Consider the following 23,976-nt stretch of genomic DNA (forward strand, 5'->3'; position numbering starts at 1 on the left):
TGGATGTCAGCTGAATTCATTTCAGGTCCGTTCAAACTAGATTCACTGCTCCAATATTCATCTGCGCCTTTTAGGCTTGATTCATCAAGGGCAATAGAAAAGAGCACACAGTTCAAATCGCTTAGGGCTGCTGGATTCCTCCCCTGACCCGCTTCACGCAGAACTGTTGCTCCATTAATTAGTATAACACAAACTTTCTTTTTTGGCTAATTTTCTTTACTTTTTCCTGCGATTTCTGAAAAAGTTCTGCATAATCGCCGCACATTCTTCTTCTAAAAGGCCGCTTTCAACCTCTACGCGATGATTCAACCGCTCATCCGTCAGAATATCGTAGAGACTACCCCCAGCACCGAATTTCTGGTTTTTCGCCCCATAGATCACCTTGGGAATGCGAGCCAGACCGATAGCTCCGCTACACATGACGCAGGGCTCAATCGTGACAAAAAGCGTCGTATCTAGCAAGCGCCAGCTATTTTCCCGCTGATTGGCCTCCTCGAGCGCCATGATTTCCGCATGCATGACCGCCCGCTGCAGCTCCTCACGCGCATTATGCCCGCGTCCGATAATCTGGCCATCCTTGACCAAGACACAACCAATCGGTATTTCATCATTGGCGAGGGCAATTTCTGCCTCCTTCAGCGCCTCCCTCATAAACATTTCTTTTTCCTCTATCGTGTAGTCCATCTCTTCCCTCTTCCTTTTAGTTTCTTTGTTCATTATACCATAGGCAGCTTAGGACTCACCAAAAAAAGCCGCTGATTGGGCGACTCTTATGGGAGATTATTATGAAAAAGTTTAGGAGGTTTAAACAAAGTTAGGAGGTCTTTGTTTATGCTTCTAGTATAGCTGGCCTATCTTAAATAAAGCTTAAGCTTTTTGAATATTGATGATTTTAGCAATATCGCTAACTTCTTGGGCAATATAAGTGGCTCCGGCTTCTTCCAATTCTTCCCTGCTACCAAAGCCATAAAGGACGCCGATAGAATCAAGCTTTTGCGCTTGAGCGCCAAGCACATCGTGCTCCCTGTCTCCAATCATGATGGTATGCGCCAAATCTGTAATCTGATTTTGCTCTAAGGCATACTGGATAACATCGCATTTTTTACTACGTTTTCTATCCATGGTTGCACCAGCGACAAAATCAAAATAGTCATACAAACCAAAATGCTTGAGAATTTGAATGGAAAATTCTTCAGGTTTTGACGTAGCTACAATCAACTGTTTGCCAGCCTGCTTGAGAGAAGCCAGCAAGTCAGGGATGCCTGGATAGACCTCATTTTCATAAAGACCTTTTTCGGAAAAGTACTCATGATAGTAGTCAATGGCCTTTAAACATTCTTCCTTAGAAAATCCATAAAAGCGCTCAAAAGACTCCTGCAAGGGCGGACCGATGAAGACTCTTAATGCTTTCTTGTCTGGCACTTCGATCCCATATTTTCCTAAGGCATAGGCCACTGAGTTGGTAATCCCTAGTTCTGAATTGGTCAAGGTACCGTCTAGGTCAAATAAAATCGTTTGATACATTTTTTCCTCTTTCTGCTTTCAAAAAGAGGCTGGGACAAAAGTCCTAGCCTCTCAATTGTCTTTGGATTGTCGAGCAAGACGCAGTGGTTGAGTGGGCTCTACTACGCTGATTTCATCAGCTTTTACAGCCCTACTCAACTGTGCGGAGGTGGGACGACGAAATCGAATTCTAACGAATTACCGATTTCTGTCCCACTCTCTTGTCTTCACTTGCTTATAAACTTGACCAAACGCTTTCCAAGATATTGGTCTGCTCGCGACCTGGTCCGACTGAGAAGGTTGAAATGCGGACTCCAACCAGTTCGCTGACACGGCGAACATAATTGCGGGCATTTTCTGGCAGGTCTTCTAGGCTGCGGACACCTGTGATGTCTTCTGACCAACCTGGCAATTCCTCATAGATTGGCTTGCAACGTTTGAGCTGCTCCAGACTTGCTGGGTAATGGTCGATTCGCTCTCCATCCAAATCGTAGGCTACACAGATTTTGACTGTATCTAGACCACTCAAGACGTCAATAGAATTGAGAGAAAGGTTGGTAATTCCTGATACGCGGCGGCTGTGGCGCATCACAACGGAGTCAAACCAGCCCACACGACGCGGACGGCCCGTCGTTGTACCGTATTCATGGCCCACTTCGCGGATACGCTCGCCCACTTCATCAAACAATTCAGTTGGGAATGGTCCATCACCGACACGGCTCGTATAGGCCTTGCAGACACCAACTACCTTGTCAATCTTGCTTGGACCAACACCTGAACCGATCGTCACCCCGCCGGCAACTGGGTTAGACGAAGTTACAAATGGATAGGTACCTTGGTCAATATCCAGCATGACACCTTGTGCCCCTTCAAAAAGGACACGCTTGCCTTGATCCAGAGCGTCATTGAGGATAACAGATGTGTCAGTCACATACTGCTTGATTTGCTGACCGTATTCATAATATTCTTCAAAAATATCGTCAACGCTCATCGCTTGGCTATCGTACAATTTCTCAAAGAGGCGGTTTTTCTCAGCAAGATTCCGTTCCAAGCGCTCTCTGAAAATGTCTTTATCCAAGAGGTCAGCGATACGGATACCAACACGCGCAGCCTTGTCCATGTAGGCAGGACCGATTCCCTTGATCGTCGTTCCGATTTTATTGTCGCCTTTAGCTTCCTCTTGCAGGCGATCCAGCTCGATATGGTAAGGCAGAATGACATGGGCACGGTCTGAAATGCGTAAATTATCTGTGGTAACACCTTCTTGGTGCAGATAAGCCAACTCCTTGACCAGAGATTTAGGATTGACCACCATCCCATTTCCGATCACTGAGATTTTTTCTGGGAAGAAAATTCCTGACGGAATCAAGTGCAATTTATATTTTTTCCCGTCAATCACAATCGTATGTCCAGCATTGTCACCGCCTTGGTAGCGGGCAATCACTTCAGCATTGGCCGAAAGGAAATCCGTAATTTTCCCTTTTCCTTCATCTCCCCACTGGGTTCCTACAACAACAACTGATGTCATAATTTCGTCTGAGCTACAAGAGCTCTTCCTTTCTTAATCTACAAGGCAGGAGTTTCACCTGCAAACGTATCTTACACCTTATTATAAGAAAATTTTGAATTTTTTTCAAGATCAGGTGTCTTTTAAATTTGGATTTTCACTTTTGAAAGCGAATAATTCTTTTTGAAATTTTCTATTTTCACGAAATATATCCAACAAATGGCGATAAAAGTTCGGGAATTCATAAAAAACGTAGTGAATAGTTGTTTTCTGGCCTTTTTTATAATAGACTGAAAGTACTATACTAAGGACGGAAAAACATGATGACTATTGATCGTTTACTTGAAAAGCTAGACCCTGCAAGCCCGATCTTACAGGCGACTTTTGGACTGGAGAGAGAATCCCTGCGCGTGACAGAGGCAGGTACACTGGCTTCAACTCCCCATCCCAGTTCTCTGGGTTCTCGGAGTTTTCATCCCTATATCCAGACGGATTTTAGCGAGCAACAGCTCGAATTAATTACGCCCATCGCCTCTTCAACTCAGGAGGCCCGTCGCCTACTGGGTGCCATCACCGATGTAGCTGGGCGCTCCATTCCCCAAGATGAACTCATGTGGCCCTTGTCCATGCCTCCCCAGCTCCGAGAAGACGAGATTGAAATTGCCCACCTCGAAAATGCCTACGAACTCCATTATCGGCAAGGTTTAGCAGAAAAATACGGCAAACGGCTCCAGACCATTTCCGGCATTCATTACAATATCGAGTTAGGAAAAGATTTGATGACGGCTCTCTTTGAGGCTAGCGACTTTTCTTCCTTCAAGGATTTCAAAAATGCTCTCTATCTCAAATTGGCTCGTAATTTCCTCCGTTTCCGCTGGTTCTTGACCTATCTTTATGGTGCAGCTCCACTGGCAGAAGCTGGCTTTTACGATGAGGCGGTTGAGGCTCCTGTCCGTTCACTCCGCAATAGCCATCATGGCTACGTCAATGACGAGCATGTCCATGTGTCATTTAGCTCGCTGGAAAGCTATGTCTCAGATATCGAGGCCTATGTCGAGTCTGGCGACTTAAGTGCGGAAAAGGAATTTTACTCGCCCGTACGCTTTCGCGGGCAAAAACGAAATCGAGATTACCTAGAACAAGGCATTACTTACTTGGAACTGCGCTGTTTCGATCTCAATCCTTTCGACGTTCTGGGCATCAGTCAAAAAACCTTGGACACAGTCCATCTCTTTCTCTTGGCTCTATTGTGGCTGGATGATGTGACAGATAGTGATGCGCAGCTACAAGCGGCTCATGCTCTCAACGATGCCGTTGCTCTGGCTCACCCCTTGACGCCTCTATCTCCAGAGGCCGACAGCTCTGCTATTCTCCAAGCTATGGAAAATGTGATCCAGCATTTCAATCTCCCTGACGCCTACCGTCAATTGCTAGCGCAAGTCAGAGCTACGCTGGCTGAACCCAAGCTGACTCTGGCAGGGCAATTATTGCCTCATATTGAAAAAAATTCCCTCTCAACATTTGGACTGGCAAAAGCACGGAAATATCGAGATTACGCCTGGACTGCACCCTACGCCCTCAAGGGCTATGAAAAGATGGAGCTTTCCACTCAAATGCTGATGTTTGACGCTCTCCAGAAAGGCCTCCATCTCGAAATACTAGATGAAAATGACCAATTTCTCAAGCTCTGGCATGATCACCATGTGGAGTATGTCAAAAACGGCAATATGACCTCCAAGGATAACTATGTCATCCCTCTGGCTATGGCCAATAAAACAGTCACCAAAAAGATTTTGGCCACAGCTGATTTTCCCGTTCCGGCTGGAGCAGAGTTTTCTTCCCTGGAGGATGGACTGGCCTATTACCCTTTGATTAAGGACCGACAAATTGTCGTCAAACCCAAGTCAACCAACTTCGGACTGGGCATCTCTATCTTTCAAGAACCAGCTAGTCTGGAAGCCTACCACAAAGCCTTGGAGATTGCTTTTTCAGAAGACGCCGCCGTCTTAGTAGAGGAATTTATCGCTGGAACGGAATACCGCTTCTTTGTCTTAGACGGTCAATGTGAGGCGGTTCTCTTGCGCGTGGCCGCTAATGTGGTCGGAGACGGCCAGCATACCGTGAGAGAATTGGTTGCCATCAAAAATGACAATCCCCTGCGTGGCCGAGATCATCGGTCACCGCTTGAAATCATTGAACTGGGCGACATTGAACTGCTCATGCTGGACCAACAAGGCTATGGACCAGATGATATCCTGCCTGCTGGAGTCAAGGTTGACTTGCGGCGCAATTCCAACATTTCTACTGGCGGCGACTCGATTGATGTGACTGAAAGTATGCACCCATCTTATAAGGAACTCGCTGCGAACATGGCACGAGCTATGGGAGCTTGGGCCTGTGGCGTTGATCTAATCATCCCTGACAGCTCTGCTATTTCCACCAAGAAAAATCCCAACTGCACCTGCATTGAGCTCAACTTCAACCCCTCTATGTATATGCACACCTATTGTGCTGAGGGGCCGGGACAAAGCATCACCCCGAAAATACTGGCCAAACTTTTCCCAGAAATGGACTGATAAAACGAGAATCGCAAGGAACACCCTGCGATTTTTGCTTGTCTACTTGCTATAAACAAAGAATCTTTCGCTTTCCAAACAAGGATCGCTTTCAGAAAAGAAAGCAAAGTTCTTTCTTGATGAGGCAAGCATTCTCAATAAATCTAAAAACATATCTGAATATAGAAAATCATTGCACTCTTTATCCTTCAAAAATCAGCTTTTATGTTAAAATAGAAATATCACATTGAGAAGAAAGAGAAAGTCCATGTCGAGAAGAAGGAATAATTCGAAGCAGCAGCCGGAATGGTTTAGCTGGATTTGGATACTTGCAATTATTTTTGGTTCTGGAGTGGTAGCCAGCTACCTGATCCCCATTGCTATTTTGGGAGGTATTGGCTACGGAATCTATCGCTACCAAAAGCAGAAAAAAGTTCGTATTGAAGCTAAGCAAGCCAGCATCGGCCGCATTGAAGATTTAAAGGCAGAGATTGGTCAGGCTGACCGCCGTATTAGAGAATTGGAAAGCTACCAAGAATACGGCAAGAAGGAGGCCTATCAGACTTTAGCTCTGCAAATTCTTCCCCAGCTCTCCTATATCAAAAGTGTTGCCGACAACCTTCAAGGGGAAATCCCTGCCTCTGTCTATCAGCGCATTCAGACTAAAATTACTACTGTAACCGAGGAAATTGATAAACAACTGCAAAAGATTGAACAAGAGAAAAGACAAAAAGAAGCACAGCCGAAGAAAACTAGCCTAGAAGAGCTAGCTCCAGAATTGGTCGCTACGGTTCGCAATATTCAGATTGACCACGAGGCCATTCTGCAAAAAATCTCTCAATCCGAAAGCAACAATAAGGAAGAGCTGACTGCCATTCATCAGTCCCAGATGGAGCACTACGAAGATATTTTAGAAGGCTACCTCAAAATCAAAGCTTCTCCCAAAGATTTTTACAATGCTGAGGAGCGGCTAGCCAAGGCCAAAGCAGCCATCGAGCAGTTTGACTTGGACCTAGACGAAGCGCTGCGCCAGTTAAACGAAGCTGATTTGAGGGATTTTGACATTAGCCTGCGTATCTTAGACAAAGAAAAGCAAACAGACACTGGCTTTTAAGCTAGATAAACCAAAGGAGAAACTATGAGCCAAGAATTTAATTTTGACATTGATAAAATTGCCAACAATGCCATTAGCAAAAGCGACAAAACAACGGAAATCATCGAGGCCAACACGACTCAAGGAAATGGTCAGCTAACTTTTCTGGAAAAGCTGACTCCTGAGCAACAGAGTGCGATTACGGCTAAAGCCCCGCAGCTTGTCGATAATTTCGTATCAGACCAGAATGCCTTGCTGGACTTTGGCCAATCTGCTGTCGAAGAAGTCAATAGCACCGTCAATCGTATCTTAGCCGAGCAGAAAAAATTACAAATTCCTCAGGTAGATGAGCTCTTAAAAAACACCAACAAAGAACTCAATGGCTTTGTCGCAAAATACAAGGATGCTCAAGTAGCGGAACTAGACAAGAAGCCTAATTTCCTGGAAAAACTCTTCAAACAGAGCAAAAACACTCTTCAAGAATTCTATTTTGACTCACAAAATATTGAGCAGAAAATGGACGGCATGGCCGCAACCGTCGTCAAACAAGAAGATGTTCTGGCTCGCAACATCGTTTCTGCTGAAATGCTGATTGAGGATAATACCAAATCGATTGAAAACCTAGTCGGAGTTATTTCCTTTATCGAAGCGTCTCAGCGAGAAGCTGGTAATCGAGCGCTCAAACTGCAGGATGAAGTGGCCCAGTTAGATATGACAACTGTTGACTACCAAGTCAAATCGCAAGAATTAGCCCGAATGACAGAGGTGGTCAATACCCTAGAGCAGCAACACACTGAATATGTCAGCCGTCTCTATGTGGCTTGGGCAACCACTCCTCAAATGCGTAATCTGGTCAAGGTTTCCTCTGATATGCGCCAAAAGCTCGGAATGCTCCGCCGCAATACCATTCCAACTATGAAACTGTCTATCGCCCAGTTAGGCATCCTCCAGCAATCCATGAAGTCTGGTCAGGTAGCTGACGCTATTTCAAATGCCAACAACGCTGCCCTGCAAATGCTCGCTGAAACCAGCAAGGAAGTCATTCCTCAGCTGGAGCGGATTTCCCAAAGCCCTACTATCGCTGTTGAGTCTGTCACTAAGCTGGCAGAAAGCCTCGTCGCTCAAAACCAAGGTATTATCGAAGCCATTGATAAAGGACGAGAAAAACGTGCTCTGCTAGAAGCTACCGTTATCCAGTCTGCAGAAACTATCAACAACTCTGTCAAACTGCGTGATCAAAAGATTATCCAAGCCCTGCTGGATCAAGGCAAGGAAGCCCAGAAAGAATTAACTTCAGAATAAGCCAAAGAGCCATCCAGGCTCTTTCAACTCGTAGACAAACGTCAAAACTGATGTTTGTCTTTTTATATTCTCCAAATTTTTTAGTCAAGAAGACAAAAATACACTCAACTCTTATGAAGAATTAAGTGCATTTTTTGAAAAAGTATATTTCTTTACAGACTTTTGACTGCTGCAATGGCTGCATCATAATCTGGCTCGGTATTGATATTGTCCACATATTCAGCGTAGGTCACAGTGTTATCTTCATCCAGAACTAGAACTGCGCGGGCTAAAAGGTGCCATTCATTGATGAGGACGGCATAGTCGCGACCGAAAGAATGGTCAAAGTAGTCTGATAGCATAACGGCATTTTCGATGCCTTCAGCAGCACACCATTTTCCTTGAGCGAAAGGCAAATCAACTGAAACCGTGATTACAACAGTATTGTCCAAATCAGCGAGTTCTTGATTGAAACGGCGAGTCTGAGTTGAGCAGACACCAGTATCGATAGACGGTACGATGCTGAGGACTTTCTTTTTGCCAGCAAAGTCAGCCAGAGTTTTCTTTGAAAGGTCAGTAGCTGTCAGGCTAAAATCGTGGGCCGTATCGCCGACTTGAAGTTGCTGACCTGTAAAAGTTACAGGATTTCCGAGAAAGGTTGTCATTAAAAGTCTCCATTCATGTTTGATAGCTCCATTGTACTGCGAATTGTGACTTTTTTCGAATAATTTGACCGAAAATTTGAGATCGACTCCATGTGAAACTTGTTCTTCAGAAATAAAGAGGTTAGGATTTTATCTTCCCAACCTCTTATTATTATTTAGACAGACCTTCTGCGATCTTTTCTAAGTTGTATTTCATCATGCTGTAGTAGCTATCTCCTTCTTCTCCTTTTTCTGCAACAGAGTCAGTAAAGATTTTAGCGTAGATTGGGATGTTAGTGTCTTTGGAAACTGTCTTCATCGGACGGTCGTCTACACTTGATTCCACAAAGAGAGATGGCACTTTCGTCTTGCGCAATTTTTCAACCAAGCTTTTAATTTGGTCTGGAGTCCCTTCTTCTTCAGTGTTGATTTCCCAAATGTAGGCTGATGGCACATTGTAGGCCTTAGAGAAGTACTTGAAGCAGCCTTCGCTGGTTACAATCATTTTCTTTTCTTCAGGAATGTTGTTGAATTTCTCTTTGGCTTCCTTGTCCAAATTACTTAGTTTTTCCACATAAGCTTTAAGATTTTTCTCATAAGTTTCTTTATTAGCTGGGTCTTTTTCGCTCAAACGTTTGGCAATATTTTGAGCATAGATGATACCATTTTCCAAGTTGAGCCAAGCATGAGGGTCTTCCTTCCCTTTTTCACTTTGGCCTTCCAAGTAAATCACGTCCACGCCTTCGCTGACAGCATAATAGTCCTTGTTTTCTTTCTTCTTAGCATTTTCTACTAATTTTGTGAACCAAGCATTACCACCTGTTTCTAGGTTGATCCCATTGTAGAAGATCAGATCCGCTTGGGAAGTCTTTTTGACATCTTCAGGCAGAGGCTCGTATTCATGTGGGTCTTGACCGACAGGCACGATACTGTGCAAATTGATCTTATCGCCAGCGATATTCTTTGTAATATCCGCAATAATCGAGTTGGTCGCAACAACATTCAATTTTGAAGAACCAGTCTCGGTACTGCTTTTTTGACTAGAGCAGGCTGCTAGGCCGACAAAAGCCAGCAAAAGCAGAACTAAGAAACGACATTTTTTCATTGGAAATCCTCCATAAATATATTATTTTACTTTTCTTTTTAAATACCGCTGCTTTGGTGCGATAAAAAATGAAACCAAAAAGATCAGGGCAGAGGTTAGAACGATACTAGAACCTGCTGCAACATTAAAACTATAACCGATGAAGAGACCTAAAACAGATGCACCAGCCCCCAAGGCAGATGACAATAAAATCATGGTCTTGAGACTCTTGGCATAGAGATAGGCTGTCGCAGCTGGTGTAATCAGCATGGCCACAATCAGAATCGTTCCGACACTTTGCATGGCTGTGACAGATACCAGAGTCAAGAGAATCATCAGTAAATAGTGGTAAAAATTCACCTTCATTCCCATAGCTTGGGCTAAGAGCGGGTCAAAGGAGGTCAGCAAAAGTTGCTTGAAGAAAATACTAATGAGCAGTAGCACTAAAATACCCACGCCAATACTAATCCACATATCAAGGTCCTGTACCGCCAAGATATTCCCAAAGAGAATATGGAAGAGGTCGGTCGAACTCTTGGCAACGCTAATCAAAATGATCCCCAGAGCCAGGAAGGAAGAAAAAGTAATCCCGATAGCCGTGTCACTTTTTATAATAGAATTGCCCTTGATGTAGGTGATAATGATGGAAGCTAGTAAACCAAAGGTAATGGCACCGATGAAGAAATTAATCCCCAAAATATAAGACAGAGCCACACCGGGCAGCACCGCGTGAGAGATGGCATCCCCCATGAGTGACATGCCCCGCAGAATGATAAAGCATCCAACGGCACCGGCCACCACTCCAATCACAACAGCTGTAATCAAAGCATTTTGCAGGAAATGAAAGTCATGTAAGCCTTGAATAAATTCCTGAATCATCCTAGGCACCTCCATTCATAAAGAGCTGAGAGCCGTAGGTCTTCTGCATATTTTCTTTGGTGAAGGTGCTCTCAGTTGATCCGAAAGCGACGACTCTTTTATTAAGTAGCAAGACCTGATCAAAATAAGCGACCACCTTGCTCAAGTCATGGTGGACAATCAAAATCGTCTTCCCGTCTTTTCTTAGCTGGCGGAGAGTCGCCATGATAATCTCTTCGCTGACCGAGTCAATCCCAACAAAAGGCTCATCTAGGAAAATATAGTCCGCCTCCTGAACCAAGCAACGGGCAATCAGGACCCGTTGGAATTGCCCACCAGACAACTGGCTAATCTGCCGCTCAGCAAAATCTTCTAAACCAACGATTTTCAAAGCCCGAGCAACCTTTTCCCAGTCAGACGCTTTGAGGCGTTGAAAGAGCTTGATCTTAGGATACAAACCCAGAGACACACACTCCTTGACCTTGATAGGAAAATTATAATCAATGTGAATTTTTTGCTCTACATAAGCAATCTCGCTTAATTCTTGCTTCATGGGTTTTCTGTCTAGAAAGGTCTGCCCCTCACTCTCAACAATTCCTAACATACCTTTTATGAGAGTTGACTTTCCAGCCCCGTTTGGTCCGATAATCCCTGTGATAGTCGGCCCTTTTATGGTTAAAGAAGTTGGTTCTAAGGCCAGCTGGCCTTGATAACTGACACTTAAATTTTTCATTTCAATCATTGTTACACCTCTTTTGTTTTAATATACATTAAAATGAAAATTAAGTCAAGTTAATTTTTAAAAAATCCTTAAAATCAATATAGGAAATATTTGAAAAAAGGAACTAATTTTGATAAGGTTATATCAAAAGCATGAAAGCGAGAATAAGATGACACGTTTACAAGATGATTTTTATGATGCCATTAACGGTGAATGGGCCAAAACAGCGGTTATCCCAGATGATAAGCCTGTAACTGGTGGTTTTACAGATCTGTCAGATGAGATTGAAAAGCTGATGCTCTCCACTACTGATCAATGGCTGCGGGGTGAGGAAGTTCCTGATGATACTATTTTGCAAAACTTTATCAAGTACCATCGTTTAGCTGCTGACTATGACAAGCGGGAAGAACTCGGTGTCAAGCCTGTTTTGCCTTTGATTGCGGAATACCAAGCACTCAACTCCTTTGCAGAATTTACCACAAAAATTGCCGAGTTTGAGCTGGCTGGCAAGCCCAATTTCTTTCCTTTCGGTGTGGCACCTGACTTTATGGACGCCCGTATCAATGTCCTTTGGGCAGATGCGCCAGGTACTATTCTCCCAGACACAACCTACTATGCCGAAGGCCAGCCTCAAAAGGATAAGCTCTTGAAGAAATGGCGCGAATCTTCCGAAGCTTTACTACAAAAATTCGAATTTTCAGCAGAAGAAATCCAAGATTTGCTGGATAAGGTTTTAGAACTGGATGCTCGAATTGCCAAAGTTGTTCTGTCACGGGAGGAAAGCTCAGAATATGCCAAGCTTTACCACCCTTACAAGTGGGAAGACTTCAAAGCCTTAGCACCGAATCTACCTTTAGATGCTATCTTCACCCAACTCATCGGGCAAATTCCTGACCAGATTATCGTACCAGAGGAGCGTTTCTGGCAGGCTGCCGACAAATTCTACTGTGAAGAGACTTGGCCTCTGCTCAAGGCCGTGCTTATCTTTAACGCTATCGCGTCAGCTGAAGCCTACTTGACTGACGAAATCCGTGTCCTAGCAGGCGCTTATCGTCGTGCCCTATCTGGAACACCTCAAGCTCAAGACAAGAAAAAAGCTGCCTTTTACCTAGCTCAAGCGCCTTTCAATCAAGCCATCGGGCTCTGGTATGCTGGACAAAAATTCTCCCCAGAAGCCAAGGCCGATGTCGAGCAAAAAGTAGCCAACATGATCCAAGTCTACAAGGAACGCCTCGCAAGCAATGACTGGCTGACACCAGAAACACGGGACAAGGCTATTGTCAAACTCAATGTCATCAAGCCTTATATCGGCTACCCAGAGGAGCTACCTGAGCGCTACGCGGACAAGCTTGTGGATGAAAATCTCAGCCTCTTCGAAAATGCTCAAAAGCTTCGACAAGTAGAAATTAAGTATGGTTGGAGCAAGTGGAACCAGCCAGTGGATTACAAAGAATGGGGAATGCCTGCCCATATGGTCAATGCCTACTACAATCCTCAGAAAAACCTGATTGTCTTTCCAGCGGCTATCTTGCAGGCACCATTCTATGACCTGCACCAGTCCTCTTCAGCCAATTATGGCGGTATCGGAGCGGTTATTGCTCATGAAATTTCTCATGCTTTTGATACCAACGGCGCTTCCTTTGATGAAAACGGCAGCCTCAACAACTGGTGGACAGAGCATGACTACCAAGCCTTTACCGAGCGGACTCAGAAAGTCATTGACCAGTTCGAAGGTCTAGATTCCTACGGTGCCAAGGTCAATGGCAAGCTGACCGTTTCAGAAAACGTAGCGGACTTGGGCGGTATTGCAGCGGCTCTCGAAGCAGCCAAGAAAGAAACTGACTTCTCTGCGGAGGAATTCTTCACCAACTTTGCCCGTATCTGGCGGATGAAGGGACGCGAAGAGTACATGAAGCTCTTGGCCAGCGTGGATGTCCATGCACCCGCTAAACTTCGGACCAATGTCCAGCTGCCTAACTTTGACGACTTCTTTACGACCTTTGATGTCCAAGAAGGAGACGGTATGTGGCGGAGTCCAGAAGAGCGCGTGGTGATTTGGTAAAGGACTTCAATAACATTTAATCAATCACAAAAAACCTGCTCAGGAAGGGCATTAGAGCCTTCCCGAACAGGTTTTTATAGTTCTTTGATTTCTTTCATATAGCCGGCCGTGATGATACCAGCGGGCAGAGCCACAATGGCGATTCCTAAAAAGGAGGAAATCATAGTAATAATTTTTCCAGTCGTTGAAACTGCATAAATATCACCATAACCAACTGTCGTCAGGGAAATGGTTGCCCAGTAGAGGGCGTCAAAAAAATTAGGAAATGTACTGGGCTCGACATTAAAAATGATAAGGGCAGAGATGAAGATATAGCCAAGAGCCAAAAGACCCACGATAATCAAACTGTCCTTCTGCTTTTTTAAGACATTGGTCAATATTTGAACATTTTTAGAATAGCGAATAAACTTAAAGACCCGCAAGATACGAAGCATGCGCAAAATCTTAAAGAGCCGCAAACTATTATTTAACAAAAAGAGAGAAGGCAAAATGCAGAGCAGATCAGCTAGCGCCATAAAGGTGAAAGGATAAAGTAGAAAAGAAAGCTTACCTTTTTCCAATTTATAATCGGCCGTTAGAAGTCGAAGAACGTAGTCAATAATAAAAATAACCGTTGACACAAAATCCAACCACATGAAGATTCCTGTGTGACTTTTTGTGGTCAGGGGGATCAAGCTGACAATAATAGTCGGGAACATAAAGACATCATAAGCTTTTTCAATCGCATTTCCCTTTTGATGGGGCTCAATAATCTGAAATAAAGTCTTCCTTGTCATCCTCAACCTCACTTTTTTAAACTTGCTTTAATTCTATCTGTTTTTTAAATAAGTCAAGGTCAAGCCGCAAAGATTTTCCTCATTCTCCTTCGTCGGTTGCTTTCAAAATCCCTTGAAAATGGTATAATAGATAGAAACGTGTCTAGAACACGGAAAAGATCGTTGGAGAGTAAATGATTATGGCAACTTACAATCACAAAGAAATCGAGCCCAAGTGGCAGAAATACTGGGCTGAGCATCACACATTCAAGACAGGTACGGACAAGGGCAAGCCTAACTTTTATGCGCTGGACATGTTTCCTTACCCATCAGGAGCTGGTTTGCACGTAGGACACCCTGAAGGCTACACAGCGACAGATATCCTCAGCCGCTACAAGCGAGCTCAGGGCTATAACGTCCTTCATCCTATGGGCTGGGATGCCTTTGGTTTGCCGGCTGAGCAATACGCTATGGATACAGGCAATGACCCAGCTGACTTTACAGCGGAGAACATTGCTAACTTCAAACGTCAAATCAATGCGCTTGGTTTTTCTTACGACTGGGATCGGGAAGTCAATACCACTGACCCCAACTACTACAAGTGGACTCAGTGGATTTTTACCAAGCTTTACGAAAAAGGCCTGGCTTATGAAGCTGAAGTGCCAGTAAACTGGGTTGAAGAGCTGGGAACGGCTATCGCTAATGAGGAAGTTCTGCCAGACGGCACATCTGAGCGCGGTGGCTATCCAGTCGTCCGCAAGCCCATGCGTCAGTGGATGCTGAAAATCACAGCCTATGCAGAACGTTTGCTCAATGACTTAGAGGAGCTGGATTGGCCTGAGTCTATCAAGGACATGCAGCGCAACTGGATCGGCAAATCAACCGGTGCCAATGTAACCTTCAAGATTAAGGACACAGACAAGGACTTCACCGTCTTTACCACTCGTCCGGACACCCTTTTTGGTGCAACCTATGCTGTTTTGGCTCCAGAGCATGCGCTCGTTGATGCCATTACAAGTGCCGAACAAGCCCAAGCAGTTGCAGACTACAAACACGCAGCCAGCCTCAAATCAGACCTAGCTCGGACTGATTTGGCTAAGGAGAAAACTGGTGTCTGGACAGGAGCTTATGCCATAAATCCTGTCAATGGCAAGGAAATCCCAATCTGGATTGCCGACTATGTGCTTGCAAGCTACGGAACAGGAGCTATCATGGCCGTTCCTGCACACGATGAGCGCGACTGGGAGTTTGCTAAGCAGTTTGATTTGGAGATTATTCCAGTTCTAGAGGGCGGCAATGTTGCTGAAGCTGCTTATACAGAAGACGGGCCGCACATTAACTCTGGCTTCCTAGATGGCTTGGACAAGGCTGCTGCTATTGAGAAGATGGTAGCTTGGCTGGAAGCAGAAGGTGTCGGAAATGAGAAAGTCACCTATCGCCTGCGCGACTGGCTCTTTAGCCGTCAGCGCTACTGGGGTGAGCCAATTCCAATCATTCATTGGGAAGATGGTACTTCAACGGCTGTTCCTGAAAATGAATTGCCGCTAGTCTTGCCTGTAACCAAGGATATCCGCCCTTCTGGTACTGGTGAAAGCCCTCTGGCCAATCTGACTGACTGGCTGGAAGTGACTCGCGAAGACGGTCTCAAAGGACGCCGCGAAACCAATACCATGCCTCAATGGGCTGGTTCTAGCTGGTATTACCTGCGTTACATTGACCCCCACAACAATGAGAAATTAGCAGACGAAGATCTGCTCAAGGCTTGGTTGCCAGTTGATATTTATATCGGTGGCGCGGAGCACGCGGTGCTCCACCTCCTCTACGCTCGTTTCTGGCATAAATTCCTCTATGATATCGGAGTGGTGCCGACCAAGGAGCCTTTCCAAAAGCTCTTTAACCAAGGGATGATTCTGGGTACTAGCTACCGTGATCACCGCGGAGCTCTTGTGGCGACAGATAAGGTGGAAAAACGTGATGGTTCTTTCTTCAACATCGAAACGGGAGAAGAACTGGAGCAAGCACCAGCCAAGATGTCTAAATCTCTGAAGAATGTGGTCAACCCAGACGATGTGGTAGAGCAATATGGTGCTGATACGCTTCGTGTCTATGAAATGTTCATGGGGCCGCTGGATGCATCCATCGCTTGGTCAGAAGAAGGTCTGGAAGGTAGCCGCAAGTTCCTAGATCGTGTCTACCGTTTGATTACAAGCAAGGAAATCGCTTCGGATAACAATGGTGCTCTCGACAAGGTATACAACGAAACAGTCAAGTCTGTCACAGAGCAGATTGAGGAGCTCAAGTTTAACACAGCTATTGCCCAGCTCATGATCTTTGTCAATGCGGCCAACAAGGAAGAAAAACTCTATGTCGAATATGCTAAAGGTTTCATTCAATTGCTGGCGCCTTTTGCACCGCACTTGGCTGAAGAACTCTGGCAGGCAGTAGCTCAAACTGGCAAGAGCATTTCCTACGTAGCTTGGCCAACTTATGACGAAAGCAAGCTGGTTGAGGCAGAGGTCGAAATCGTCGTTCAAATCAAGGGTAAAGTTCGTGCTAAGCTTGTCGTAGCCAAAGACCTGAGCCGTGAGGAGCTGCAGGAAATCGCTCTAGCAGATGAGAAAATCAAGTCTGGAATCGCTGGTAAAGAAGTTGTGAAAGTCATCACTGTGCCGAATAAACTGGTTAATATTGTAGTGAAATAATTAGTTTGATTTAGCATTATAGTAATTATAAAAAAAGAGGCTGGGACAAAAATCCTAGCCTCTCTATTGTCTTTGGATTGTCGAGCAAGTCGCAGTGGTCGAGTGGGCTCTACTAGGCTGATTTCATCAGCTTTTACAGCCCTACGCAACTGTGCGGAGGTGGGACGACGAAATCGAATTCTAACGAATTACCGATTTCTGTCCCACTCTCTTTTTTAATAGGAATTTTCCCTTAAATCATCGGACTTTTCTCATTTTCCCACTTTCACTTGCTATCCTCATTCTTTTTATTTATAATTATTATAAATAAAGAGAAAAGAGAAAAGTTTCAGAATGGAAGAACATGAGATTGACAAAAATTTTAGCGGACGCCTGAATATTTTGCGGGCTGGAGTTTTGGGGGCCAACGACGGTATTATTTCTATCGCAGGGGTGGTCATCGGGGTGGCCAGTGCGACGGAAGATGTTTGGATTATCTTTCTGTCTGGTCTGGCTGCTGTCTTTGCAGGCGCCTTTTCTATGGCTGGCGGGGAGTACGTATCCGTCTCCACTCAGAAAGACACTGAGGAGGCTGCAGTGGCTAGAGAGCGAGAACTCTTAGAAAACCGATATCGCCAGACAGTCCCTCTACGCCTCCTACGTCCAAAATGGTGAGTGCGAGACTTCTGCCCAACTCTTGACCAATCGCGCCTTCTTGCAGGATCCGCTCAAGGCCTTGGTGGAGGAAAAGTACGGCATTGAGGTCGAAGAATTCACCAATCCTTGGCATGCAGCCATATCCAACTTTCTAGCCTTTGCCATAGGTGCAATTTCCCCTATGCTGACCATCGTTCTGCTTCCGGCTACCTATCGGATTCCAGCGACCGTCCTTGTTGTAGCTCTTTCCCTCTTGGGAACTGGCTATACTAGTGCAAAATTGAGACAGGCACCCATTAAAAATGCCATGATCCGTAACTTCACTATCGGATTTTTGACCATGACTGTCACCTATCTCGTAGGCCAGTTCTTCTCAATTTAAAAGAAAAACTATTCAGGCCAGCATAATAAAAAGATTGAAAAGAAATGATTTCTCTTCAATCTTTTTTTGTTATAAACTTAGATTAGTTTTGGCCAAGAGCAGCTGCCATTGTTGCTGCAACTTCTGATTCGAAGTCGTTAGCTGCTTTTTCAATACCTTCACCAACTTCAAAGCGAACAAACTCAACTACTGAAGCATTCACTGAATCAAGGTAGGCTTCAACTGTCTTGCTGTCATCCATGATGTAAACTTGTGCAAGAAGTGTGTAAGCTTGGTCAACTTTAGTGTTGTCAAGCAAGAAGCGATCCATTTTACCTGGGATGATCTTGTCCCAGATCTTTTCTGGTTTGCCTTCAGCAGCCAACTCAGCTTTGATGTCAGCTTCAGCTTGTGCAATCACTTCGTCAGTCAACTGAGCTTTTGAACCATATTTCAAGTGTGGAAGTGCTGGCTTGTCAACCATAGCGCGGCTTTCATTGTCTTGATCGATAGCGTGGTTCAATTGTGCCAATTCATCTTTAACAAATTGCTCATCCAATTCTTTGTATGAAAGAACAGTTGGTTTCATCGCTGCGATATGCATAGAAATTTGTTTCGCAAGAGCGTCATCGCCACCGTCAATCACTGAAACAACACCAATACGGCCACCATTGTGTTGGTATGCGCCGAAGTGTTGAGCATCAGTCTTTTCAATCAAAGCAAAACGACGGAATGAGATTTTTTCTCCGATAGTCGCAGTTGCAGATACGTATGCAGCTTCAAGAGTTTCACCTGAAGGCATTGTCAATGCAAATGCTTCTTCGTTGTTAGCTGGCTTGCCTTCTGCGATAACTTTTGCAGCAGCATTTACCAATTCAACGAATTGAGCGTTTTTCGCAACAAAGTCAGTTTCAGCGTTGACTTCAACGATAGCTGCAACGTTACCATCTACGTAAACGCCTGTTAAACCTTCAGCGGCAACACGATCAGCTTTCTTAGCTGCTTTTGCCATACCTTTTTCGCGAAGCAATTCAATCGCTTTTTCGATGTCACCATCTGTTTCAACCAATGCTTTCTTAGCGTCCATGACACCAGCACCAGATTTTTCGCGCAATTCTTTTACAAGCTTAGCTGTAATTTCTGCCATTTTTCTTCTCCTATGTTTACTATTTTTAAATAAAGGGGCCGGGCTGAGCCCCGCCCCTTTAGGTTAATTGACTTATGAAAATTATGCGTTGTCGCCTTCTACAACTTCAACGATTTCTTCGATTGAGTCTGCTTGAGTTTCAGTTGCAGCAAATTCTGCTTCAACAGTCGCTACAGCGTCCTCACCTTGACGACCTTCGATAACAGCGTCAGCCATTTTCGCAGTGATCAATTTAACGGCACGGATAGCGTCGTCGTTAGCAGGGATAATCACATCGATATCGTCTGGATCAGTGTTTGTGTCAACCATCGCAACTACTGGAATACCAAGTTTCTTAGCTTCCTTAACAGCGATTTGCTCTTTATGAGGGTCAACGATGTACATTACATCTGGGATGCGAGGCATATCTTCGATACCACCCAAGAATTTTTCAAGACGAGCACGTTGTTTGTTCAAAAGTGCTACTTCTTTCTTAGGAAGAACTTCGAAGATTCCTTCTTCTTCCATACGCTTGATTTCTTTCAAACGAGCAACACGTTTTTGGATAGTTGTCCAGTTTGTAAGAGTTCCACCCAACCAACGGTGGTTGATGTAGTATTGACCAGCTCGTTCTGCTTCTTCTTTTACAGCTTCAGCAGCTTGCTTTTTAGTACCAACAAACAAGATAACTGCATCGTTTGCAGCTGCATCACGCATGAAGTCATAAGCTTGATCTGCGTATTTTACAGTTTGTTGAAGGTCGATAACGTGGATACCGTTACGCTCAGTGAAGATGTACTTAGCCATCTTAGGGTTCCAGCGACGAGTTTGGTGACCAAAGTGAACACCAGCCTCAAGAAGTTGTTTCATTGAAATTACTGCCATGAGTAAATTCTCCTTTTTGTTTTTTCCTCTTTTAGATTTCAGCTCGCAGAGCTACCAATCGGCAACGGCTCCACAATTCATCTAGAATGAGTATTTCTGCCGTTTAAACGGCATCTACAATCATATCAAATTTTCTAGCTTTTGACAAGTCTTTAGACACTATTTTCTCGCTTTGATTCAGCCCATCTGCTAGCTATCCTTCAAGAAATTCTCACTTAAGTCGGGTCAGGCTCTTGACGAACAGGCCGTTTTAAGGTAGAATAGTAAGAGTTGTGGCGGTATAGCCAAGTGGTAAGGCACGGCTCTGCAAAAGCTTGATCGTCGGTTCAAATCCGTCTACCGCCTTTTTTATCGGTTTAAATCCGACTTTATACTAACCAAGAGGCTGGGACAAAAGTCCTAGCCTCTCAATTGTCTTTGGATTGTCGAGCAAGACGCAGTGGTTGAGTGGGCNCTACTACGCTGATTTCATCAGCTTTTACAACCCTACTCAACTGTGCGGAGGTGGGACGACGAAATCGAATTCTAACGAATTACCGATTTCTGTCCCACTCTCTTTTTTGTTTGTCTTTTTTACGTCATTGGTCAAGTTTAATGAATTTCAATGAGACCAGAATGACCAGCTTTTATCTAAAATCTCAGCGCTGCTAACAAAAGAAGAGAGGAAAATGCTTTCCGACTCCTTTTCATGCATTCAAAAATTATAATTCAGCAATTTGGCTGAGGTTGACTTCTGCAACCGTGTCATTTCCAAACATAGAGATAATCATCTTGACCTTATTATTGTCAATTTCCGTGATTTTGCCAGTATAGTTAGCAAAGGCACCGTCAATGATGCGAACTGTATCGCCCACCTTGACATCCAAGTCAAATTCTTGAACCGTTTGTCCCATAGAAATCAGAATGCTGCGGATTTCTTCTTCCAAGAGCGGAGTTGGTTTCGAACGATTTCCGTGTGAACCTACAAATCCAGTTACGTTTGGTGTATTCCGCACGACAAACCAAGCTTCGTCCGTCATGACCATCTCAACCAATACATAACCTGGGAAACGGTTTTCTTCTACTTCCTTGCTCTTGCCGTTTTTCTCTACTTGTACGGTCTGAGTAGGAATTTCCACGCGCAGGATATTTTCCAGCATATTATAGGTCTGAGCACGTTGCAAGAGATTTTCCTTTACCTTATTTTCATAGCCTGAGTAGGTTTGCAGTACAAACCAGCCTTTATCAAAACTGTCCATGTTTTGTCCTTTCCTAAATAAAAAAGCCTAGGGCTTCTGCTTGATATCTAGCCTTATTATACCATAAAATCTAAAATTACAAAGCATTTTGGTAAATATTTTACAGACAAATGAGAGTGGGACAGAAATCGGTAATTTGTTAGAATTCGATTTCGTCGTCCCACCTCCGCACAGTTGAGTAGGGCTGTAAAAGCTGATGAAATCAGCGTAGTAGNGCCCACTCAACCACTGCGTCTTGCTCGACAATCCAAAGACAATTGAGAGGCTAGGACTTTTGTCCCAGCCTCATCTTTCTTATGAAAACATGTTGATTATGCGGAAGAGACCGCTGGCAACTACCTTATCAAAAATATAGATGACAACAGCAAAGAATGCTGTGTATTCCATGACGGAAAGGAAATCAGTCCATCTTTCTTTACGGGTAGGCCAAGTTGTATCTCGTAGCAAAACGAAAACATCTTTAATGAATTTCACAACTATCTCCTATCTGGTTTCTTTATGCAGCGTATATTTACTGCAGTGTTTACAATATTTATTCACTTCTAGACGCGTAGGTTTTGGAGTGCTACTAAGTTTGATTGAGTAGTTTCGTGACCCACAAACTGTACACGCTAGACTCGCTTTTTTTAATGCCATGACGCCTCCATTCCCCTTATTATAGCAGTTTTCTACTTCTTTGACAAGCTGTTTGGATGATTAATGGAACCAGCCAGTAATGGTATCCCATAGATTTTTGGCTTTCTCAGTAATTCCAGACTCATCGATAGCTTTCTTGGCATCATCTACCAGGTTTTGGGCACGCTCCTGGACATCTTTCAGGAAGTCTTTATTTTCGCTAGTCGTATTCGTTTGACCAGTACCGTAGGTATCGACTGGGGAAATTCCATTTTCAGCATAAGCATTTTTCTCACCAGAGAAGGACGTTCCTTCTGTATAAGGCAGGATGGTGTTGGCGACATTGCGGAAAATAGCCGAAGCTTCATTGGCACTTGTACCAGTCAGATAGTGAGTCTCATCCGTCTTAGGGAAGCCCAGCCATTGGCTGATAACCACATCTGGTGTGTAGCCGATGACCCACTGGTCTCCTGACAGATCAGGGTTAAAGTCAGTCTCTGTTGTTCCTGTCTTTCCAGCCATTGTATAGCCATACGGAGCTGCATAGACTCCCGTTCCGTTTGAGAAAGTTCCCAGCATCATGCTGGTCATCTTTTCTGTGGTTGAGCGATTGAGAACGCGGGTAGAAGTCTGCCGGTGGGTTTTGACAACCTGACCACTAGCATTTTCTATCTTGGTGATAAGATGGGCGTCATTCATAACTCCATCATTCGCAAAGACTGAATAGGCTTGGGCCATCTGAAGTGGATTGGTCGTCACGCCGCTTCCCAAAGCCACACCTAGATTCTGTTCTACCTTATCCATATTAAGACCAAACTTTTTGCCGTACTCAAAGGCCTTGTTCACGCCTAATTCATCCACTGTTGAAACCGCGGGAATATTGAGGGATTCAGCCAAGGCTTGATACATTGGAACCGTCGGTGAACTTTGGATATTGCCATAGTTATTAACTTTATAATCACCAAAAACTGTCCGACTATTATCTAGTTCCTTATCCGTTGACCAACCGGCTGCTATTGCTGGGCTGTAGGCCACCAAAGGCTTGATGGTCGATCCTGGACTGCGAGCAGACTGAGTCGCGTAGTTGAAAGTCCGAAAAGCAGAGCCATCAGCACTGTTGACACGGCCAACCAGAGCCCGAACACCACCCGTCTTAGGATCTAGCGCTACGCTTCCTGACTCGGCCCGCGTCCCGTCTTCAGCCAGTGGGAAGAGATCGACATTGCTATAAATAACCTGCATGCTGGCTTGGTAATTTTGGTCCAATTCGGTGTAAATCCGATAGCCGTTGTTGACGATTTCTTCTTCCGTCAGACCGTAATCATTGACCGCTTCATTGATCACCGCATCAAAATAAGACGGGTAGCGATAGTCTTCTGACTTGCCTTCGTAGGCATCGACTAGCTGGCCTCCAATGCCAACCGTCGCAGCCTGATCCGCCGTCGCCTGATCAATGTAACCTGCCGCCACCATATTTTGAAGAACGGTGTTACGACGGTTGGTCGCATTCTCAATCGAATACAGGGGATTATATAGCTCTGGTCCTTTGAGCATACCAGCTAGAACCGCTGATTGATCTAAACTGAGCTGGCTGGCAGATACACCAAAATATTTCTTGCTGGCATCTTCCACTCCCCAAACGCCATTTCCAAAATAAGAGTTATTGAGGTACATGGTCAGGATTTCCTGCTTGCTGTATTTTTTGTTAATTTCTAAAGCTAGGAAAAATTCCTTAGCCTTCCGCTCAATTGTCTGATCTTGAGAGAGATAGGCATTCTTGGCCAGCTGCTGCGTGATGGTCGAACCACCACCCGAACGCCCCGCAGTCAAAATGGCTAGAAAGAAGCGACTATAGTTAATCCCGCCATTCTTATAAAAGGATCGGTCTTCTGTCGCAATCACAGCGTTCTGCAAGTCCTGACTAATCGCATCCAATTCGACATAGGTTCCCTTTTGCCCAGACAAGCTGCCCGCTTCATTTCCATCCTTATCATAGATCAAGGTCGTGGCTTTAAGAGCATTCTGCAAGTCTTTGACATTGGTCGTCTTAGCTACATAAAAAAGATAGCCACCAACTACCAGACCAAAGGTCAAGCCGAGAATCAAGAATATCTTGGTCAGATGAAACCTGCGCCAAAAGCGACGGAAAGGATGTTGAGACAGGGGCTTCTTCCGACTCTTGCCTGAGCGACTGTATCTAGGTTCAGGCGTCTCGCCCTCCAGCTCCTCAGCAACCTTCTTCTGAGGATGATCCATTTTAAACATATTGACTAATTTTTCAAATATATCATTTAATTTCTTCATAAAACATATTTTATCACCTTATCCATGCAGACACAAGGCACGACTC

General features: G+C 44.6%; 19 protein-coding genes, 1 tRNA gene, 1 other RNA gene and 1 pseudogene. 7 read left to right on the forward strand and 15 right to left on the reverse strand.

Going from position 1 to position 23,976, the window contains the following annotated elements:
• Positions 1-85 precede the first annotated feature (85 nt).
• The 4 genes from ffs to D8872_RS02135 form a co-directional block, all read right to left on the reverse strand.
• Positions 86-184, reverse strand: an RNA gene (gene ffs, locus D8872_RS02120) — signal recognition particle sRNA small type.
• A 32-nt stretch (positions 185-216) separates the two neighbouring features.
• The gene (gene tadA / locus D8872_RS02125) at positions 217-684 is read right to left on the reverse strand and encodes a tRNA adenosine(34) deaminase TadA (protein WP_185761365.1); all 468 of its coding nucleotides are present in this window, start codon (positions 682-684) and stop codon (positions 217-219) included.
• 183 nt (positions 685-867) lie between these two features.
• Positions 868-1,524 (reverse strand): HAD family hydrolase, encoded by a 657-nt coding sequence (locus tag D8872_RS02130; protein ID WP_125389767.1) that lies wholly within the window; start codon positions 1,522-1,524, stop codon positions 868-870.
• Positions 1,525-1,738: 214 nt separating this feature from the next.
• Complete coding sequence (locus tag D8872_RS02135) at positions 1,739-3,031, reverse strand: adenylosuccinate synthase (protein WP_048792129.1); 1,293 nt, start codon at positions 3,029-3,031, stop codon at positions 1,739-1,741.
• Between the two features lie 302 nt (positions 3,032-3,333).
• Here D8872_RS02135 and gshAB point away from each other — a divergent pair, with 302 nt between their 5' ends.
• The 3 genes from gshAB (at position 3,334) to D8872_RS02150 (ending at position 7,960) form a co-directional block, all read left to right on the forward strand.
• A complete protein-coding gene (gshAB, locus tag D8872_RS02140; RefSeq protein WP_185761367.1) occupies positions 3,334-5,586 on the forward strand; it encodes a bifunctional glutamate--cysteine ligase GshA/glutathione synthetase GshB in 2,253 nt (750 codons plus the stop codon).
• 247 nt (positions 5,587-5,833) lie between these two features.
• Positions 5,834-6,679, forward strand: a complete 846-nt coding sequence (locus D8872_RS02145) for a coiled-coil domain-containing protein (RefSeq protein ID WP_125389769.1) — start codon at positions 5,834-5,836, stop codon at positions 6,677-6,679.
• Positions 6,680-6,703: 24 nt separating this feature from the next.
• Positions 6,704-7,960 carry a toxic anion resistance protein gene (locus D8872_RS02150; RefSeq protein ID WP_125389770.1) on the forward strand — a complete coding sequence of 419 codons (1,257 nt, stop codon included), beginning with the start codon at positions 6,704-6,706 and terminating at the stop codon, positions 7,958-7,960.
• 152 nt (positions 7,961-8,112) lie between these two features.
• On the opposite strand, the gene tpx is transcribed toward D8872_RS02150, so the two are convergent.
• From tpx to D8872_RS02170, 4 genes are all read right to left on the reverse strand, one after another.
• The gene (gene tpx, locus D8872_RS02155; RefSeq protein ID WP_125389771.1) at positions 8,113-8,604 is read right to left on the reverse strand and encodes a thiol peroxidase; all 492 of its coding nucleotides are present in this window, start codon (positions 8,602-8,604) and stop codon (positions 8,113-8,115) included.
• Between the two features lie 151 nt (positions 8,605-8,755).
• Positions 8,756-9,688, reverse strand: a complete 933-nt coding sequence (gene scbA, locus D8872_RS02160; protein WP_125389772.1) for a metal ABC transporter substrate-binding lipoprotein/adhesin ScbA — start codon at positions 9,686-9,688, stop codon at positions 8,756-8,758.
• Between the two features lie 21 nt (positions 9,689-9,709).
• Positions 9,710-10,546, reverse strand: a complete 837-nt coding sequence (locus D8872_RS02165) for a metal ABC transporter permease (protein WP_312023908.1) — start codon at positions 10,544-10,546, stop codon at positions 9,710-9,712.
• Between the two features lies 1 nt (position 10,547).
• Positions 10,548-11,267 carry a metal ABC transporter ATP-binding protein gene (locus D8872_RS02170; RefSeq protein ID WP_125389774.1) on the reverse strand — a complete coding sequence of 240 codons (720 nt, stop codon included), beginning with the start codon at positions 11,265-11,267 and terminating at the stop codon, positions 10,548-10,550.
• A gap of 148 nt (positions 11,268-11,415) precedes the next feature.
• Between D8872_RS02170 and D8872_RS02175 the strand changes: the two genes are divergently transcribed.
• A complete protein-coding gene (locus D8872_RS02175; protein ID WP_125389775.1) occupies positions 11,416-13,308 on the forward strand; it encodes a M13 family metallopeptidase in 1,893 nt (630 codons plus the stop codon).
• Between the two features lie 74 nt (positions 13,309-13,382).
• Here the strand turns inward: D8872_RS02175 and D8872_RS02180 are convergent, their stop codons facing one another.
• Positions 13,383-14,084 carry an ion transporter gene (locus tag D8872_RS02180; RefSeq protein WP_125389776.1) on the reverse strand — a complete coding sequence of 234 codons (702 nt, stop codon included), beginning with the start codon at positions 14,082-14,084 and terminating at the stop codon, positions 13,383-13,385.
• A gap of 179 nt (positions 14,085-14,263) precedes the next feature.
• Here D8872_RS02180 and leuS point away from each other — a divergent pair, with 179 nt between their 5' ends.
• Both leuS and D8872_RS02190 read left to right on the forward strand, forming a co-directional pair.
• A complete protein-coding gene (gene leuS / locus D8872_RS02185; RefSeq protein ID WP_125389777.1) occupies positions 14,264-16,765 on the forward strand; it encodes a leucine--tRNA ligase in 2,502 nt (833 codons plus the stop codon).
• Positions 16,766-17,098: 333 nt separating this feature from the next.
• Positions 17,099-17,783, forward strand: a pseudogene (locus D8872_RS02190) (VIT1/CCC1 transporter family protein).
• An 82-nt stretch (positions 17,784-17,865) separates the two neighbouring features.
• On the opposite strand, the gene tsf reads toward D8872_RS02190, so the two are convergent.
• Complete coding sequence (tsf, locus tag D8872_RS02195) at positions 17,866-18,909, reverse strand: translation elongation factor Ts (RefSeq protein WP_125389778.1); 1,044 nt, start codon at positions 18,907-18,909, stop codon at positions 17,866-17,868.
• An 81-nt stretch (positions 18,910-18,990) separates the two neighbouring features.
• Positions 18,991-19,773, reverse strand: coding sequence for a 30S ribosomal protein S2 (gene rpsB / locus D8872_RS02200; RefSeq protein ID WP_015605907.1), 783 nt, complete (start codon positions 19,771-19,773; stop codon positions 18,991-18,993).
• Positions 19,774-20,047: 274 nt separating this feature from the next.
• On the opposite strand from rpsB, the gene D8872_RS02205 reads away from it, so the two are divergent.
• Positions 20,048-20,118: transfer RNA gene (locus D8872_RS02205), tRNA-Cys, on the forward strand.
• Between the two features lie 356 nt (positions 20,119-20,474).
• On the opposite strand, the gene nusG is transcribed toward D8872_RS02205, so the two are convergent.
• The 4 genes from nusG to pbp2a form a co-directional block, all read right to left on the reverse strand.
• Positions 20,475-21,011, reverse strand: a complete 537-nt coding sequence (gene nusG / locus D8872_RS02215; protein ID WP_005591544.1) for a transcription termination/antitermination protein NusG — start codon at positions 21,009-21,011, stop codon at positions 20,475-20,477.
• A 294-nt stretch (positions 21,012-21,305) separates the two neighbouring features.
• Positions 21,306-21,485: a preprotein translocase subunit SecE gene (gene secE / locus D8872_RS02225; protein WP_005592084.1), complete on the reverse strand. Its 180-nt coding sequence runs from the start codon at positions 21,483-21,485 to the stop codon at positions 21,306-21,308.
• 9 nt (positions 21,486-21,494) lie between these two features.
• Positions 21,495-21,647, reverse strand: a complete 153-nt coding sequence (gene rpmG / locus D8872_RS02230; protein WP_015605910.1) for a 50S ribosomal protein L33 — start codon at positions 21,645-21,647, stop codon at positions 21,495-21,497.
• A 60-nt stretch (positions 21,648-21,707) separates the two neighbouring features.
• Positions 21,708-23,930: a penicillin-binding protein PBP2A gene (pbp2a, locus tag D8872_RS02235; protein WP_125389780.1), complete on the reverse strand. Its 2,223-nt coding sequence runs from the start codon at positions 23,928-23,930 to the stop codon at positions 21,708-21,710.
• Positions 23,931-23,976: the final 46 nt, after the last annotated feature.

This window comes from Streptococcus cristatus (assembly GCF_003943815.1).
GTDB classification, from domain to species: Bacteria; Bacillota; Bacilli; order Lactobacillales; family Streptococcaceae; genus Streptococcus; species Streptococcus cristatus_F.

Coding starts and splice junctions, on each gene's coding strand:
- D8872_RS02180 (WP_125389776.1), bottom strand. CDS start 14,084: ATGACAAGGAAGACTTTATTTCAGATTATTGAGCCCCATCAAAAGGGA.
- nusG (WP_005591544.1), bottom strand. CDS start 21,011: ATGGACAGTTTTGATAAAGGCTGGTTTGTACTGCAAACCTACTCAGGC.
- tadA (WP_185761365.1), bottom strand. CDS start 684: ATGGACTACACGATAGAGGAAAAAGAAATGTTTATGAGGGAGGCGCTG.
- D8872_RS02175 (WP_125389775.1), top strand. CDS start 11,416: ATGACACGTTTACAAGATGATTTTTATGATGCCATTAACGGTGAATGG.
- D8872_RS02165 (WP_312023908.1), bottom strand. CDS start 10,546: ATGATTCAGGAATTTATTCAAGGCTTACATGACTTTCATTTCCTGCAA.
- D8872_RS02170 (WP_125389774.1), bottom strand. CDS start 11,267: ATGATTGAAATGAAAAATTTAAGTGTCAGTTATCAAGGCCAGCTGGCC.
- gshAB (WP_185761367.1), top strand. CDS start 3,334: ATGACTATTGATCGTTTACTTGAAAAGCTAGACCCTGCAAGCCCGATC.
- D8872_RS02135 (WP_048792129.1), bottom strand. CDS start 3,031: ATGACATCAGTTGTTGTTGTAGGAACCCAGTGGGGAGATGAAGGAAAA.
- rpmG (WP_015605910.1), bottom strand. CDS start 21,647: ATGGCATTAAAAAAAGCGAGTCTAGCGTGTACAGTTTGTGGGTCACGA.
- tsf (WP_125389778.1), bottom strand. CDS start 18,909: ATGGCAGAAATTACAGCTAAGCTTGTAAAAGAATTGCGCGAAAAATCT.
- leuS (WP_125389777.1), top strand. CDS start 14,264: ATGGCAACTTACAATCACAAAGAAATCGAGCCCAAGTGGCAGAAATAC.
- D8872_RS02145 (WP_125389769.1), top strand. CDS start 5,834: ATGTCGAGAAGAAGGAATAATTCGAAGCAGCAGCCGGAATGGTTTAGC.
- tpx (WP_125389771.1), bottom strand. CDS start 8,604: ATGACAACCTTTCTCGGAAATCCTGTAACTTTTACAGGTCAGCAACTT.
- D8872_RS02130 (WP_125389767.1), bottom strand. CDS start 1,524: ATGTATCAAACGATTTTATTTGACCTAGACGGTACCTTGACCAATTCA.
- rpsB (WP_015605907.1), bottom strand. CDS start 19,773: ATGGCAGTAATTTCAATGAAACAACTTCTTGAGGCTGGTGTTCACTTT.
- pbp2a (WP_125389780.1), bottom strand. CDS start 23,930: ATGAAGAAATTAAATGATATATTTGAAAAATTAGTCAATATGTTTAAA.
- scbA (WP_125389772.1), bottom strand. CDS start 9,688: ATGAAAAAATGTCGTTTCTTAGTTCTGCTTTTGCTGGCTTTTGTCGGC.
- D8872_RS02150 (WP_125389770.1), top strand. CDS start 6,704: ATGAGCCAAGAATTTAATTTTGACATTGATAAAATTGCCAACAATGCC.